Annotated in this window: 9 protein-coding genes and 1 pseudogene; 5 read left to right on the top strand and 5 right to left on the bottom strand. The window is 35.9% G+C overall.

Annotated features, from left to right (window positions below):
- Positions 1-7: 7 nt before the first annotated feature.
- Both NKG37_RS03150 and hpaB read left to right on the top strand, forming a co-directional pair.
- Positions 8-521 (top strand): annotated as a pseudogene (locus tag NKG37_RS03150) (UTRA domain-containing protein); the annotation flags it as partial.
- Positions 522-912: 391 nt separating this feature from the next.
- Positions 913-2,340: a 4-hydroxyphenylacetate 3-monooxygenase, oxygenase component gene (gene hpaB, locus NKG37_RS03155; RefSeq protein ID WP_254415780.1), complete on the top strand. Its 1,428-nt coding sequence runs from the start codon at positions 913-915 to the stop codon at positions 2,338-2,340.
- A gap of 106 nt (positions 2,341-2,446) precedes the next feature.
- Here hpaB and NKG37_RS03160 read toward each other — a convergent pair whose 3' ends face one another.
- Both NKG37_RS03160 and NKG37_RS03165 read right to left on the bottom strand, forming a co-directional pair.
- The gene (locus NKG37_RS03160; RefSeq protein WP_254415781.1) at positions 2,447-8,386 is read right to left on the bottom strand and encodes a lamin tail domain-containing protein; all 5,940 of its coding nucleotides are present in this window, start codon (positions 8,384-8,386) and stop codon (positions 2,447-2,449) included.
- A 278-nt stretch (positions 8,387-8,664) separates the two neighbouring features.
- On the bottom strand, positions 8,665-9,852 hold the full coding sequence (locus NKG37_RS03165) for an IS4 family transposase (RefSeq protein ID WP_254414795.1): 1,188 nt from the start codon (positions 9,850-9,852) through the stop codon (positions 8,665-8,667).
- 293 nt (positions 9,853-10,145) lie between these two features.
- On the opposite strand from NKG37_RS03165, the gene NKG37_RS03170 reads away from it, so the two are divergent.
- Together NKG37_RS03170 and NKG37_RS03175 are read left to right on the top strand one after the other, a co-directional pair.
- Positions 10,146-10,547, top strand: coding sequence for a PadR family transcriptional regulator (locus NKG37_RS03170; protein ID WP_367976350.1), 402 nt, complete (start codon positions 10,146-10,148; stop codon positions 10,545-10,547).
- Complete coding sequence (locus NKG37_RS03175; RefSeq protein ID WP_254415782.1) at positions 10,540-11,511, top strand: permease prefix domain 1-containing protein; 972 nt, start codon at positions 10,540-10,542, stop codon at positions 11,509-11,511. Before NKG37_RS03170 ends, NKG37_RS03175 begins: the two co-directional genes overlap by 8 nt.
- 62 nt (positions 11,512-11,573) lie before the next feature.
- Here NKG37_RS03175 and NKG37_RS03180 read toward each other — a convergent pair whose 3' ends face one another.
- Positions 11,574-11,969, bottom strand: a complete 396-nt coding sequence (locus NKG37_RS03180) for a VOC family protein (RefSeq protein ID WP_016203492.1) — start codon at positions 11,967-11,969, stop codon at positions 11,574-11,576.
- A gap of 200 nt (positions 11,970-12,169) precedes the next feature.
- On the opposite strand from NKG37_RS03180, the gene NKG37_RS03185 reads away from it, so the two are divergent.
- Positions 12,170-13,045: a VanW family protein gene (locus NKG37_RS03185; protein ID WP_169189260.1), complete on the top strand. Its 876-nt coding sequence runs from the start codon at positions 12,170-12,172 to the stop codon at positions 13,043-13,045.
- Positions 13,046-13,113: 68 nt separating this feature from the next.
- On the opposite strand, the gene NKG37_RS03190 is transcribed toward NKG37_RS03185, so the two are convergent.
- Positions 13,114-14,946 (bottom strand): hypothetical protein, encoded by a 1,833-nt coding sequence (locus tag NKG37_RS03190; RefSeq protein WP_169189261.1) that lies wholly within the window; start codon positions 14,944-14,946, stop codon positions 13,114-13,116.
- A gap of 178 nt (positions 14,947-15,124) precedes the next feature.
- The gene (locus NKG37_RS03195; RefSeq protein ID WP_169189262.1) at positions 15,125-16,222 is read right to left on the bottom strand and encodes a GntR family transcriptional regulator; all 1,098 of its coding nucleotides are present in this window, start codon (positions 16,220-16,222) and stop codon (positions 15,125-15,127) included.
- Between the last annotated feature and the right edge of the window lie 213 nt (positions 16,223-16,435).

The following is a 16,435-nucleotide window of genomic DNA, read 5'->3' on the forward strand; positions in this document are numbered from 1 at the left end:
ATGCTATTCTACAAACTCGATGGGAGGAGCCATTGCATTAGGTCCATTAGAAGGTTTATCTAATATTGTTGGGAAAGAGAACATTTCCTCAAAAATCATTCTTTTTTCTATAGAAAAACCGTCCTTAGAAATTGCCAAAAGGCTTGAGATTGAGGACGAATACATTTATCGAATTATTCGAACACGACATATTAATAATAAGCCTTATTCACTCGAACACACATACATGCCCTTATCCATCATTACTGGATTAGAACCGAAACATCTAGAAGGATCGATCTATAATTATATACGTGAAGAATTAAAGTTAAAAATGCATAGCACCCATGTTTGGATTAGAGGAGACAAAGCAAATAACGAAGATTGTTCTTTACTCAAAATTCCAGACAACTCCTTCATGATGGAAATTGAAAAATTAGCACAGTTAGAGGATGGAAGAGTCTTCGAATACTCCATCATACTCCATCACACGCCATCTGCATGAAAGTTTTGTTTTTGAAACAGTTTTTGTTCATAACTAAGAAAGAAGCAGAGGGATGGTTCGAGGGCACTGAAAAACTGGCTAGTTAATGATGATGGACAATATCCACTTTTTAAACATAAGATGATGGATTTGTTTTCCGAGGCGTCCGCTCCAAACCAACCTTATTTTCACTTTCAAATATGCTTGCTCTTCATTTCACACGAAAAAAAAAAGACTTTTTCAGTGGGCTCGGATGGTTCTTGTCCTTCCCTTTTCCAACTAACTATCCTTTTTGCAGGATAGTTTTTTATTTGTTTTCTCTTCCAAAAAGGAAGCAATAGAACCGCCCCCATAATTCTCAATGAAACTTGCACTGAAAGTTGTGTACATTAATAAAATACTAAAAAATAATGTATTTTATCATTCTTATTAATGAGGAGAAGGGAATTATGGGAGTAGTGAATGGAAAGACATTTTTAGAAAGAATAAATAAGCTAAATACGGAAGTTTGGCTGGACGGAGAAAAAATAGAAAATATCTCTGATCATCTTGCTTTTAAGGGTATTCTACAATCTAAAGCATCGCTTTATGATTTGCAATGTGATCCAAACTTCAAGGAGGAAATGACCTTTTCGTCCCCGCTTTCTGGTGAATCTGTAGGTGTGTCCTACTTACAGCCTAAAACAAAAGAAGATTTGTTAAAAAGGAGAAAAATGATGGAACGGTGGGCGAAGGAAACGGCAGGTATGATGGGCCGAAGTCCAGATTATTTAAATACGGTTATCATGAGCTTTGCCTCATCTGCTTCCCTATTAAAGGAAAGCGAAAATTGTTTCCCCGATCATATCCAATCCTTATATGAAACAGCAAGAGAAAAAGATCTTAGTTTTACCCATACATTTATAACCCCACAAGTAAATCGTTCAAGTCTGTATCTAGAATATTCTAATGAGCCAATTGCAGCAAAAATAATCGAGAAAAATAATAAAGGGCTAATTATTAAAGGGGCTCGACTTCTAGCCACACAGGGAGGACTTACAGATGAGCTCTTAGTTTTTGGCGCTCCCAAATTTGACCCAGAGGAGGCATTTGCATTTGCCATACCTTCAGACACAAAAGGAGTGAAGTTTCTATGTAGAGAATCCTTTGTAGGAGGAGATTCCACTATTGATTATCCATTAAGCTCCAGATTTGAAGAAATGGATTCCATTGTCGTATTTGATCACGTCCTTGTACCGTGGGAGCGTGTATTTTTCTATGGTGATATCAGAATTGCCAATATGTTTTTAACAAAAAGTTCTTTTAACCCATTTGCTTATCATCAAGTAATTACGAGGCAGATTGTTAAAACAGAGTTTATTTTAGGCTTAGCAGAAACAATGATAAATACAATTGATGTAGGCGAATATCAACATATCCAAGAAAAAATGGCAGAAATCATTATTGGATTAGAAACGATGAAGGCACTATTAGAAAAGTCAGAGAACGACGCTACGGTCAATGAACAAGGATGGATGATTCCAAGTTCAACACCGCTTCAAGTTGCTAGTAATATTTTCCCGAAAATTTATCCCCGATTTTCAGAAATCATTCAATTAATTGGCGCAAGCGGCTTAGTTTCATTGCCAACTGAAAAAATGTTTCTCTCTGAAGTGGGGAAAGATTTAAATCAATACCTTCAAGCAACGTGTAAATCTGCAGACGAACGCAATAAAATTTTTCGATTAGCCTGGGATTTGACAATGAGCTCTTTCGGTACAAGACAAACGCAATATGAGCGATACTTTTTTGGTGATCCTGTCCGTCTTTCCGGATTTTTATATAATAACTATCTAAAAGATAGTTATATTGAGAGGATTAATGAATTTCTGAGGTGATGCGCTTACTAAAATTTCATTATACAATAAAAAGGAGCTACAAAATCAGTCACTTGACTTTGAGTAGCTCCTATTTTATCGAGTTGACGTAATATCTTCTAGTCCCCTATGCTTCCTTGCGAATCCTTCGGAAGGAAACTATCACCATTCCAACAATCAATAATACTATTCCTACCAACATAATTGTATAATTTGCAGTTGCTGTATTTGGTAAGATAGAAGATTGATTATCTTTTTGCCCACTTTGATTTGTATTGTCCTTGCTTGGATCTTTTCCTTCACCGTTCCCGTCTGGATTTGGGATCGTCGGGTCTTCACTTCCTCCATCATTATCATCTAGATTCGGGATCGTCGGGTCTTCGCTTCCGCCATCATTATCATCTGGATTCGGGATCGTCGGGTCTTCGCTTCCTCCATCTTCTCCGTCTCCATCACCCGGTTCTGAAGGTACTTCTGGTGCTGGCTGTCCTTTTGTGAATGACCAAATATCAGAAATAGCTGTTCCTGTATAATTGTCTGCAGCTATTACATACCAGTCATAGGTTTGCCCTTCTTCAAGGTTTTTCCAAACAACTTCAGAAGTATCGCCGCTTGCTACATTCTCTTGCTGGCCGATTTCTTCATTCGTATAAACATTTACCGCAAAGTAATCGGTCGCTACTTGTTTTTCTTGAACAGTTAAATCAAAATCAATCACTAATTCATCTTTTAATGGATATTCATCTGGTTCATAGAAATTATAATCATCAAGATATGGTGAATACGTATTAATAACGATACGGTTATTCTTTTGATCAAAATGAAGGAGCTTCATATAGCCTTGTCCGCCTTCCGGACCACCTTGGTAGTCTCCGAGCATTTGATAGACTTTTCTATCAGCAATTCCATCTTGATCATCATCAACCTCACTGATTAACGTCTCTGAGTCATGATAATGTCCGGATAACACAAGAAATACATTTTCATTCTTTTCTACTACCTTTTGGAAAATTTCTTCTCCGATCGGACTTCGATTTCCAGAAACTAATAGGTATTCATGGAAATTGAGAATTGCTTTTCGATCAGGATATTGTTTTAACACATCATTGATCCATTGCATATCCTCATCATTTACACCCCAGCCCATATAAATCATAATGAAATCATTTCCACCAGCTGATATTAAGTCATAATGACCGCGATTATCTTTATAGGATTCTCCGTAATGGGGTTGATCTTTGAAGCGATCTTCTCCAAACCATTTAGAGAATTCTGTGTAGTCATTAGACAATTGATCTACATCATGATTTCCTGCAAGTACGCCATATGGAACACCGTTGTCTTCTAAAACACGCATATATTCATCTGCGTAAAGCCATTGTTGCTCGTCATCCGATTCGTCCACTACATCTCCAGTATGCAAGACGTACTTAATTTTCATCTCTTCTTGTTTTTCGGCAATCCATTCTGTTTGTCGCTTATAAATATATGGATAGCTTTCTGAATAGTATTGGGTATCAGACATCCAGACAAATGTATAATCATATTCATCTGGAGAACTCGGAATTTCGTCTTGAATTAACACATTGATTTTGTTAGCCACATCGGCAAACTCACTTATATGCACATCTGCTTTTAATGCAAAATCCTCTGCTCTAGCAATTTTATAGGTTAATAGTTTCCATTTATTTTCTTGTATGCTCCATGCATACATGGAAACCTTTCTTCCTTCTAATGATTTTCCATTCCACACTAACTCGACTTGATCTTGTTCATCGATAGAAGAATCTAGTTCCACTTCGAAGCGATGGTAAGGAAATTGTGTACTAGAATCTGTTGTTAAGTACTTTCCATCTAAAGAAGAAATAGCGGAAACATCCTCAGCAGTTAACGCCTTTTCTCCAGCGGGTACAAGCTCTACTGGCGGTTCTGTATCGCTAGCATTTTCAAATGATTTTACTTGACTATCCTTCGCTTCATATTTATACCCTTTATAATAAGTAACATCCATTGAATCTTCAGTTGGATCCGTTACTTTAACTTTTAATGCAGGATCTCCATCTACTGCTGTTGCTGCATTATTAGCTGGTGCAATTAATTCAGGCTTATTAGGATTTTCATTTGTAACAGAGAACGAGATAACAGTCTCTGCTTTATTACCAGCCTTATCTACTGCCACCATTTTTAAATCATGCGTTCCTGGAGCAAGCTTTGAGGAAGCAGTGTCAAATGGAACACTAATTTTTTCATCATCTAATGTTACTTCTAATGATTCAACTCCAGCGATTCCATCTACTGCACTTGCTTCAATCGCGAAGGCTCCCTTGTATTCCTTATTTGCTTCCATATTTGTTTTCATTACTGGTGCCGTATTGTCCACTTTAACCGTTGCAGTTACTTCATTTTCTTTATCTGCCGCTTTAATGCTGTAAGCTCCATCTGCAACAGCTGTCGTTTCCCAGAGGTACGTTTTTGCTTTCGCTTGTTCTTCTGTTATTGTAAAAGTAAAGTCTTCGAATGGGCGGTAAGTACCATCATCTCCCATATCAAATACTTGAACAGGATTCGCCTTTTTCGGATCCCTAATAACTGTACCATCTGCTAAAATTAAGCGAACATTTCTTAAGTTATAGTCATCTCTATTTTCTTCACTTTCATCTAATTGAAATGGAGATGCTTTATTACCAGAACGTACAGTAATGATATTTTCTCCGATGGACAATTTATTAGGATCAATCGGAATCGTAAATGTTTTCCAATCGGAATTATTATCCTTATCCAATAAATAAATTATTTCATCACCCATTGTAATCGCATTTTTAAAATACATATTTAGCCCGCTAATATCAACGGCAAGATAAGCTTGAGATTCCAAAGAGCTGTACGAGCTTTGCTCCACTTTTTTTCCATCCACAAAAAGCTCTACATCATCTGCTTTATTTTCTTTTGATGTTGCTTTTAAAATAACATTTCCAGATAAGATATCATCCTCTTTGACATTTAAATGAATAGGCTCATTGCTACTATCATTTTTAATGTGGATGACATATTTTTCGGAAGTTACTTCATTTTGCCCATCTGTTGCCACAAAATAATATTCAATGCTTTCTTTAGCAATAAAGTTTGCTGCATATAAAGTCGCAACATAATATTCGATGTCACTTGGATCTACTGTTAAAAGTAATTTTTCATAATCCGCTTGATCGTTTGTACGGTAATACAGAACAACAGATTTAATCCCCTTGTCATCAGTCGCTTTTGCACGAATTGTTACATCATCATTTTGATTGATTTCTTGAATATTTGTAGCATTTGTTAAAGTTGGTGGCACAGTATCATCTTCAACATGGACCGGTTGTGCTGGTACTTGTGTCGGTTCTACAGTTCCTGGTGTTCCTAGTTTTGTTTTTGCACTAATTTTTACCGATTGGGTAGAACCATCCTCAGGAAACTTATAAAGAATTCCCATATTCATTGCCGTATCTAATTGTGTCGCCTCATCATTATAATAAGCAACGTTTATCTCTTCTTTTGTATTCGTAGCGATAACTAATCCACGCATACTGCCATTTGCCATACCGTCACTTTTTATTCGAACAATGTCTTTATTTTCTACAAGACTAGTACCGTAATTCGCATTAAAATCAGCGACTGTCATTTCGCCATTTTGTGCATTAATAATCCAAAATACCAGTGTTTTTTGTGGTTCGATTACGACATCATCTGGAATAGAAGGCCAAATGACATCTGTTGCAGGATCAGCGTTATATCTGTATTGAATTTTATAATCCTTAAAGTTAATCGCTTTATCGGTATTATTGTAGATTTCAACATATTCATATCCATCCGCAGTTCCCACATTTGCACTATCTGGCACTACCTCTGTCACGAGTAGTTTAGGAATCTTGGTAAAATCAATGTCTGTTTCTTCCACAGAAATATTGTATTCTTCTGTTTTACTTTCGTTGATTCCATCACTGGCAACGATATAATAGACAATTTCCCCATCAACTTCAGCCGCCGGAATAGATATCGAATAACGACCTTGCGCATCTTTAGACATTGCTAAAGATTTAAAATTGTCATCTGCTGATTTTTTATAAAATAAAGTTACAATCGGATTTGCTACCTCGTTATCGGTTACAATTGCTTCGATTGTCATTGCGGTAAATGCCTTTGCTGTTTGAATTGGATTATGAGATATAACCGGTGGCTCCGTATCTTTTGGTACTTCTGGTAATTCCACAACATCTGTTGGAACTTGATTCGCTTCAATTGTTCCTGGAGAAGGATCTGCTAACACTTTGTATTTCGCCATTTCCATTCCTTCATGAGGAAATTGATAATGAACCACTTTGCCATCATTGTCATTTTCAGAACCTAAGTAACTAGCTGAAATCATGACTTTCCCATCGGAATCCTTTATTTCAAGCGCCCGATTTCCGCCATTAGCGAATCCCGGGAAGGCTTTATCAGTAAACATAACTACTTCATTACTTGTAAGGTTTGTCCCATATTCCTTATTAAAATCCTCTAACGTTTTATCCCCATTATTAAACCAAAAAACAAGCTTTTCTTTTGACTTCATCTCTGCTGCTGGCGGCAATGGGAATAAAACTGGCTCTCTTGAAAGATCTGTATATACATAGTAAAAAGAATAAGCAGCTAAATTTAACGTTTGATTGGAGTTATTGTATAGCTCAAAATACTCGTAATAATCGGTTCCACCACCAATTGAATTAGGAGCAAGTTCTGTAATCAAGAGTGGACGATCACTATATGTATCAGCTGGCTCTGGCGCTTCTTCTTTTTCTAGTTCAATCGTATACGTTGATGTTTTAGCAATATTTTTATTATCTGTTGCTTCGAGATAGTAAGCAATATTACCTTGCACAGCTTCCTTTGGTATGTTAGCTGTGAATTTGTGCGGATTTGCTGAATCTTGCTGCATCTCGATTGCCTTATATATTTGATCTGGTTCTACTTGATAATACAAGATAGCGGATGGATTTTTATGATCATCTACTATTGTTGCTTCGAATGAAATCGCTTCTCCCCCTTTAGCTGTTGTCTTTGCTTCATGCGTAATAACTGGAGCTTCTGTATCTTCTCCTTTTGGATTTTCCTGCAGCGGCTCAGTTGGAACTTGTCCATCTCCTAATACAGCTGGTGTTGGCGAAGCTTTCACTTGCTGCTTTACCATTTCTGTTCCTTCTGTTGGAAAAGCGTAATGAACATCTAAACCGGTATTATCTGTTTCACCTGATGAATATGTAGCGGATACTACTTCTTGACCATCGAGATTTTTTATCACAACTCCTCTATTGCCACCATTAGCAAATCCAGGAAAATCTCCTTTAAAGGAAATGACTTGATGTTCTGTTAAGGAAGTGCTAAAATGCTTGTTAAAATCCTCTATTTTAAGATCTTTTACATTAAACCAAAGGACAATAGATTGTTGAGGTGCTATCGTCGTTGCTGGAATAGACATTATTTTGTCCGGAGTACTACCACCAATGTAATGGTAATAAAAATAATAGCTATTTAAGTCAATCGGTTGATTGGTGTTATTATAGAGTTCGATAAATTCAAAGTTATCGGTTCCTTGTGAATCAGGCGCTAACTCAGTAATAAGTAGTGGTGGTAGCTTTGCATAATCAATGGTTTCTTGCTGATTTTCTTCTTGCTCTTGTTCTATTTCGGTTAGTGGTTCTTCTGCTTTTTCTTCAGTTTTTTCCTCTTTCACATCATTTTCCTGCTGCTTATTTTCTTCTTTCGTTACTGGTTCCTCCTGTTTAGAAGACGATGATTCCTCCTCTTCTAAATGAGCCTTTTCCTCTTCGTTTGTTACTTCTTGTTCTTGCTCTACTGTTGTTGCTTCTGTTTCTGATGCTTCTAACGTGCTATCCGTTTCTGTTGTTAGTGTGCTTTCATCTACTTTTTCCCCAGTTCGTTCTGCTGCATAAATCGTTAAACCTGGAAATGCTGGAAAATAAGTAGAAAAGAAAAATACCCCTATAACAAAGACGACAAAAGCCCTCCTTGCTATCCTCTTTTTTAAAGACACAAGCCCATTCCTCCCTTAATCTATTATCCTACTCACTAGAATCATAGATTTCTTATTTTAAGGAGCCTTTAAGTGAATATTAATAAACATAAAATTTGTGTAAAGAAAAACAGAGGGACTGTTCCCAATGTCATCAAGTTAAGAAACCAGTAATTACCAGTGGTAAACCAAAATTGATGTTTATAATATTCTGATAACTAAAAAAGCCAATAGGATGCCCGGGAAGTGCCTATTTAATTTTTTTGGCATTTCCCTGATTTTCCTATTTGTTCGTTTTGTTAGATAGCTGGTCGTTGTCCAAATCCATGTTTATTCGCATTTAGCCCTCTGGAACGTTTAAATTTCCTTCCAGGTCTAATTGGGACTCTATTTCGCTGAACTTCGTTCAGTAGGTCTTTATACATCTTTTTTCTTCGCCTTTGACTTGGTTCAATGATTAAACAAATGAGCTTATCTTTTAGTGCGCCAATTAAAATATTGGTGTTAGTTTTATATTTGTGCTTTAAGTCTTTATCCTTCTGATCCTCGGCGATGATCACATCTGACTCATGCTTTAGTAGGGAAGCCATGTTGCTTAAAAATAAAGCAGCATAAAACTCTTGTTCAATCGTCTGTTTTGTTTCGCCTGAGAATCTTTCAATCTGTATTTTGTTTTTTAAGACATCGTATTTTGTTTCGATTGACCATCGTTTAAAGTACAACTCTTTAAAAGCCGGAATATCAAAAGACTCATCTAATATATTCGTTATAAGTAATTCATCTTCTCCAGAGCCTAATGGGATACGGACCGCACGCAAACGCATGACGTTGCTTTTATACTTGAGTTCAATGACCTGATCAGGGATCCCTTCTTTTATAGCGGCTCGGTAAAAATTAACTGGCGTTCTAACAACAAAATTCACTTTATTCTTCAAAAGATAGTGAAAGAAATATTGAGATGGATACCCACGGTCAAAAAGAAAAAGGTCGTGGTTAGAACGCAGTTCTAGGAAACTATCAATTAATTCTATCGCTACTGTGCGCTCGCTATCTGTACATTTTGTGATTATCCCCTTTACAAATAAATCATTTCCGATATCATAAATAGTAGATACCATGGCTCTGGCAAGTTCCTTGCCATTGCCCTTTGATGCGCCGAAGGTATCTCTTAGCCTTTGGGAATTGGCTATTTCTATGATAGACGCATCAATCGCATATAACCGGAAGCCCTTATATTTAAAGGAGTTATTTGTCTGATAAAACCACGTCGTAATGGTGTCAAATAACGTCTTGAAGGCTTCTGGTTTTATTTTTTTTCGCGCTTGTGAAAATCCCTGTTTACTTATAATTTCTCCTTCTTTTTTAATCAACTCAAAAAAGTCATTCAACTCAATCTGCAAGCTTCTCGTTACTAGATTTAGCACAAACAAAATTGTTTCTGGGAAAGTCAATTTGCCTCCTTTACGTGTAAAGTAGGTTGATTTCATGCGGGAATCGCACATGAAATGGAAATCGTACAATACCTCCCTACATACTTCAATCGCTTCTAAAAACTTGCTTTTTTTCAACAAAAAAACCCCATTTCGTACGAGATATACCAAGAACTGGTATTCACGCTGATTATGGAGGTGTTTCTGAAAAGTCAAGGGGTTTTTTCAATTTTATACAACAATTTTATGAATCTTTTTTAATATTTACATATTTTTACAATTTAGGTTTATGACATTGGGACTGTTCCCTTAAAAATTTTTAACATTTTACTTCATCTGTCGTAGTATATATGGTAAAGTATAATTACTACGACAGTCATAGTATGTTAGATGAAGTATCAGAAAGGAGTGATTTCTTGATCAGCAGTGATGTCATACGAGGATATAATGACACCATCATTCTTTCTCTATTATTGGAAAAGGATTCTTATGGTTATGAGATTTCAAAAGATATTCGAACATTTACAAAGGAAAAATACATTATTAAAGAAACGACCCTTTACTCCGCTTTTAATCGATTAATTAAAAATAACTATATTAACTCCTATTACAAAGAAGGCGAATTTGGAAAAAGAAGGACATATTACACCATTACTGCAGAAGGAAGGAAGTATTATCAGGAAAAATGCCAAGAATGGGCCGTTACACAGGAAGTAGTTAACTTATTTATTAAGGAGGGTTACAATGAATAGCATTATCAATTATTTGGACAATGTTTTTGCCAGCCTGCCAAAAACATCCGAAATGGAAAAACTGAAACAAGAAATGCTTTCAAACATGGAAGATAAATATTATGAACTGAAGGAAGAAGGAAAAACGGAAAATGAAGCTATTGGCATCGTAATATCTGAATTTGGGAATATAGACGAACTATTGAGTGAACTTGATTTACCATTAAATGAGGAAAAACCCCAAGTCCCCCAACTCTCAGAAGAAGAAGTAGATACTTTTTTTCAACAAACTTCAAAAGCTATGAAATCTATTGGAATTGGTGTGATGCTATGCTTACTCGGTTCCTCTCTATTAGTCTTCTTCATCCAACTATTTGAGCAAGGTTTTCTAACCGGGATTACAGAAAATACAGCCACCTTAATTGGTGTAGCACAATTACTTTTATTCATAGCATTCGCAGTTAGTTTATTCATTTATAGTGGCCAACTATTAGAGAAATATAAATATATTGAAAAAGGTACTAATTTTAAGCTTCCCATCCATTTGAAAAAAAAGATACAAATGGAAAAAGAAACATATCAGCCAATCTTTTTCCGTTCGCTTATTATCGGTGTGGCATTATGTATTTTATCCCCTATCGCTTTATTAGTGACAATCGCCATTAACGATCAAGCAGCAAACTATGGCGTCTGTATTTTATTAGTTCTTATTGCCATAGCAGTTTACCTATTTATTGTAAGTGGTGGAAAAAAGGATGCTTACGACAAACTTTTAAAGGAAGCATCTCATTCTTTTGAAAAAAAGCATGAAGATAAAGTAATCGGTGCCTTCGCAGCAATTATCTGGCCACTCGCCGTTGCCATTTTCTTAATTACTGGATTTGTGTACGGAAACTGGCATATCAATTGGATTATATTCCCAATATCAGGACTACTTATGGCCATGTTCAGCGGTACATACAGCATTTTGAAAAAGGAAGGATAAGAAAAGCAGAGGGACGGTTCTCGTGAGGTCCATGCCTCACAAGAACTGTCCCTCTGCGCCCATTATTTCGCGTCTTTGTCAGGTTGATGAATGCCGAATATATTTCCTTCTGTATCGTTGTAATAGCCTTGCCATGCCATTCCAGGTAAAGCGTGTTTTGGCAATGCAACTGTTCCTCCATTTTGAAGAATTTTCTCCTCGGCTACATCATAGTCTTCTACTCCCATTGTACAAGCATACCCATTTACAGCTTGGATTTTTTCTGGGAGAGGAACGGTGCGTTTGATTAAAGCTCCGTTAATACCTAGCTCACTCTCATCCCCGGTCACTGCTCCAAAATACGGCATTCCAGCATAATCACTCCAATCTTCAAACTTCCAATTAAATACCTCTCCATAAAACTTTTTTGCACGTTCCATGTCATCCACATGAATTTCAAAATGAATTGGTCTCCCCATATGTATCCTCCTAAATTTTCTTTAATGAATCTTCTGAATACTTCTATTAGAAACATAGAATTCCTTCACCATTATTGTAATTATTATATTTATTTTTACATGAGCACAAAGGGAATCAGTAATTTTACAAATAAATACATTAAATTGTAAAACAAACACATATTAAAGGATATCGGAGATTTTTATGGAGGTTGTTTCGAATGTATTCTCATTTTTTAATCGGACTCATCCTATTTTCATATGCAGCAATTTTACCAGGCGATTTTTTTAGAACAGTTGAAAGTTCCGCACAGCAAAAGGTTACGGAACAAGAACTTTTATGGAAATCCCCTAGTTTGCCAGTCATCGATACAAAAGAATTTAATAAAGTGATGGATGAAATAGATAAACAAGTATATATCAAACCAAAAGACGCCAGAATTAATAAATCTGGGAATATTGTTCCCGAAAAAGTTGGATATCGTCTCCATCGACTGAAATTTATTGATCAAATGTATGCCCATTATTTTAATGATACTTCCAGTAAGCAGGAGTTCCCCTTAGAAGTCATTTATCCTAAAGTAGATAGCGAACTATTAGAAAGTATTCGCCGAAAAAGGATTGGCAGATATATAACAACCTTTAACAGAAATAATAAAGAACGAAGCATGAATATTTCGCTTGCTACAAAAGCAATAAATAATAGTGTAATTTTTCCAAATGAACAATTTTCCTTTAATCAAGTTGTCGGAAAGAGAACCGTAGAAAAAGGATATTTACAAGCTCCAGTAATCATTAATGGGAAATTTTCAGAAGATATTGGTGGGGGAATATGCCAAGTTTCTTCTACTCTTTTTAATGCGGTAGATAATGCGGGATTAAAAATTGTCCATCGCTATTCACATAGCAGAAAAATCCCGTATGTTCCACCTAAACGAGACGCCACAGTTAGCTGGGACGGACCAGATTTTGTGTTTGAAAATAACTACCAACGACCAGTACTCCTCCAAGCAAAAATGCTAGGAAATCATGTACTCATTGAGGTATATTCATCAGAAGCTATCTCTTATCACCCTATAAATGTTCCATATTTTTAAGAGAAAGCAGAGGGACGGTTTTGAAGTGAAGTCAATGACCTCACAAGAACCGTCCCTCTGCTTCCTCTTTATCTACTTAATAATTGTTTGGCAAATCGGCGTTCTTCTTTATCTTTTGTGGTTTTTGTTATTGTTTTTAGTGCATCTTGTATAGCTGGCTGATTCCAGACTGATGGAGACCAGTTCTCTAGTACAGTTAGTGCTTGCCAGCGTAATCTTTCATTCTCTGATTCAAGCGCTACCTGAATTAACGGTAAACCTACACCCTCAAATTCTTGCAAATCTTGAATAATGAATTCTAAACATTCTTGTTCTTCTATCGTTAACCTTGGTAAAGGGAAACGCGTTTCTGCAAAAGCACAGAGCTCTTTAATAAGCTGAATATCTTTTGTCTCCATTATTGCGGCAAATAAAGCACTGTTTGACGGTTCCTTCTTTAGTATTTTAAGTAATAAAGAAGTGATGTCCAATTGATAGAATTGTGCAACCTTAATCGCTCGAAAATCAACTTCTGAGTCCTGTTTCAATGCATCAAATGCTAAATGTGACCATTTAGGATTATCTAAAAATGGTTGAAGTGCTTCTTGAAGTAACGTACGTTCATGCTGTTTCCATTGCTCCTTCAAACGTTCTTCCCAAATTTCTTCATCAGCATGTAGAAATTCACTTATTTTTAAAAACGGATAGAAATCCTCCAAGTTTTCACAATGAGTATGTGCATGGTAAAGGAAACGTGTCAGCACAGCAGCAGCATAAGGATAGTTATCGATACCGTCTGGATTTGACTCATCTAATAAACCTTCAATAATCATGGCTGCTCCAGTGTATAGTTCCTTCGAAATATCCTTTTCATAGAGTGCCACATCTAACTCTCCCTTTGTAGCACAACGCAGAGCTATAAAATCAGCAAATTTCCTATTTTCACAACCCTTGGTAAGCAGCCAATATTTCATTTCAGGCGTTTTGGCTTCTACGAGCTCAATCGCTGTTATTTTACCCATCCCTTGGACAGACTGAACCAGACTCCAAATTTGATCATTTACTCCCTTCCCTCCATTTCTTATTGCAAATATAACATATGGAGTAAATTCATCGTGCAAGCCAATTGTATATAAGAGATCTTGATATTCTTCGCAATTGGTAAAACCAAGTACAAGGATAGCAAATTTGACAACATCTCTATGTGCAGCATGTTCGAGAAGCCATAGTGCCTCTTGCTGTAACGCATGCCCATCCAATTCAGCTTGCCCTAATTGCTCAATGAGCTCATCTCGATAGATAGCAATATGATCAAAAATAATTTGGTCGTATGTCGACTTTCTCGTTTTTACAGTAGGGTGTTCCAGCTGCTCTTTAAAAAGTTTCATTAGTCTATTCATAAATAAAGGTGTCGGTGGTTCATTCACGATAATATCAAATAGACCTGGATCTAATCTTGGTTTATCTGTACCAAAAAAGTAGTCATCATCTGGTAGCTGTCCATCTACTATTCTATGATTTGCTTGTACTTGTTTTTGGATATAGGGAACAATTTTTTCTTTATGTTCCCATGGAAGGAATTCAAGCTTTTCTGATTTATTTATAATAATCTCATGGTCAATTTTGATGATACAGTTTAGTTTAATATAGCCACCAATTTTGACAGAAACCTTATGCTTTTTCCCATCTTCTAATGTAAGAGTTCCTGATAACTTTGTGTAAGGAATAATATGTGAAAATAAAGACTTTCGTTTATTTTCATCAACTGTTATTCCATCAATGATTAGAAACTCTTCTTTCATTTGATTGATAACTTCAATACAATGTCCTTTATAATCAATGGTCCAGACCTTATGAACCTCTTTTTCCATATCCCTTTTTAAATTTTGCATTTCATGTTTTAATTCCTCTTTAAGACTCATGAACGTCCTCCCTTTTTCAATCCATAGCTAAAAATGGATATAATAGTATATCAAACCATTTTTAACTATCTTTCATCTTTCTATCTATTAAATACTATCTTCTTCTTATAGGAAAGCCTATTAAGCAAAATTGTCTGAGAAAATATACAAATGGACGATTCTTGTAAGTCGAATGACCTCACAAGAACCGTCCCTCTGCCTCCCTAATCGTTTCCCCTTCTATTAATTCAGGCTGATAGTAATTTTCATTTAGTAAATCTTTTTTTCCTTGTAATTTCTTAATAATCCAATCAGCTGCATCGTGTCCCATTTTTTCTTGTGGGTGTGTTAAAGTTGTAAGTTTTATATTGGCATTTTTAGCGATATAAGAATTGTCCTGACCAATAATCGATAATTTGTCCGGTATCGGAATATCAAGTTGTCTGCATACATTTACAACTTCCAATGCAACTTCGTCGTTATAACATACAATGGCAGTCATTTCTTCGATATTCTCGATTAAAAACCCCTGCAAGTTTACATTTAAATCCAACTTAGTCTCTGTAGTAAAAGAAAAGACATGTTCAGCCTGAAAGCGCAGCTTGGCTTCACCCAGTGCCTTGATATATCCCTTCATGCGAAATTTCCCTTGTAAATCATCCATTTTTGCAATAAGACCAATTTTAGTATGCCCTTTTGAAATTAATTCATTTGTTGCGAGATAACTGGATTCTACGTCATCGAGGCAAAAGAACGGAACTTCTAATTCCTCATAATAGGCATTGACCATAATAAACGGAACATCTTGTTCCTTGAATGATAAATAGTAAGCAATATTGGGGTTGTATAGATTACTCTTCGTAGGTTCAACAATTAATCCATCTACTCCAAATGCCAGCATCATTTCCAACGCTTTTTTTTCTTGTTCTACATCATTATTTGTACTAGCTAACAGCAACGAATACCCCTCTGCATTCAATCTCCCTTCAATGCCACGAATAATGGAAGGGAAAATATAATCTGAAATATAGGTGGTGATTACACCAATTGTTTTATTATTTGATTTTCCACTTGTTTTGGACTGATATTGATTAGAAACATACGTACCCGAACCTTTTTCACTTCTGAGAAAGCCTTCATTTGATAGCTCTAAAATCGCCTTTCGAACAGTATGACGGCTAACTTTATACTTTTCTTGCAAGGTTGTTTCAGTAGGTATTTGTTCACCTACGCGATAGTCACCTGAAAGAATCTTACTTTTTATATCATCAATAATAATCTGATACTTTAATTTCAATTAACGCACTTCCTTCATTGTTGATTGCTACCATTTAAAATATTTAAAAGTCCATCGTTTCAATTAAAACTAATAAAGGGCGAAAATAGTCCCCCGATTAAAACGCTTCTTTATTTGTATGGTCACATTTTAACATAAGTATGAATGAAACTAAATATACTATCAACATACAAATACCATACAATTTTTAAAAAACAATTTTTTTTGATTTTT

Source organism: Niallia sp. RD1 (genome assembly GCF_024219955.1).
GTDB lineage: Bacteria > Bacillota > Bacilli > Bacillales > Cytobacillaceae > Niallia > Niallia alba.

Coding starts and splice junctions, on each gene's coding strand:
- NKG37_RS03175 (WP_254415782.1), top strand. CDS start 10,540: ATGAATAGCATTATCAATTATTTGGACAATGTTTTTGCCAGCCTGCCA.
- NKG37_RS03165 (WP_254414795.1), bottom strand. CDS start 9,852: ATGAAATCAACCTACTTTACACGTAAAGGAGGCAAATTGACTTTCCCA.
- NKG37_RS03185 (WP_169189260.1), top strand. CDS start 12,170: ATGTATTCTCATTTTTTAATCGGACTCATCCTATTTTCATATGCAGCA.
- NKG37_RS03190 (WP_169189261.1), bottom strand. CDS start 14,946: ATGAGTCTTAAAGAGGAATTAAAACATGAAATGCAAAATTTAAAAAGG.
- hpaB (WP_254415780.1), top strand. CDS start 913: ATGGGAGTAGTGAATGGAAAGACATTTTTAGAAAGAATAAATAAGCTA.
- NKG37_RS03170 (WP_367976350.1), top strand. CDS start 10,146: ATGGTAAAGTATAATTACTACGACAGTCATAGTATGTTAGATGAAGTA.
- NKG37_RS03180 (WP_016203492.1), bottom strand. CDS start 11,969: ATGGGGAGACCAATTCATTTTGAAATTCATGTGGATGACATGGAACGT.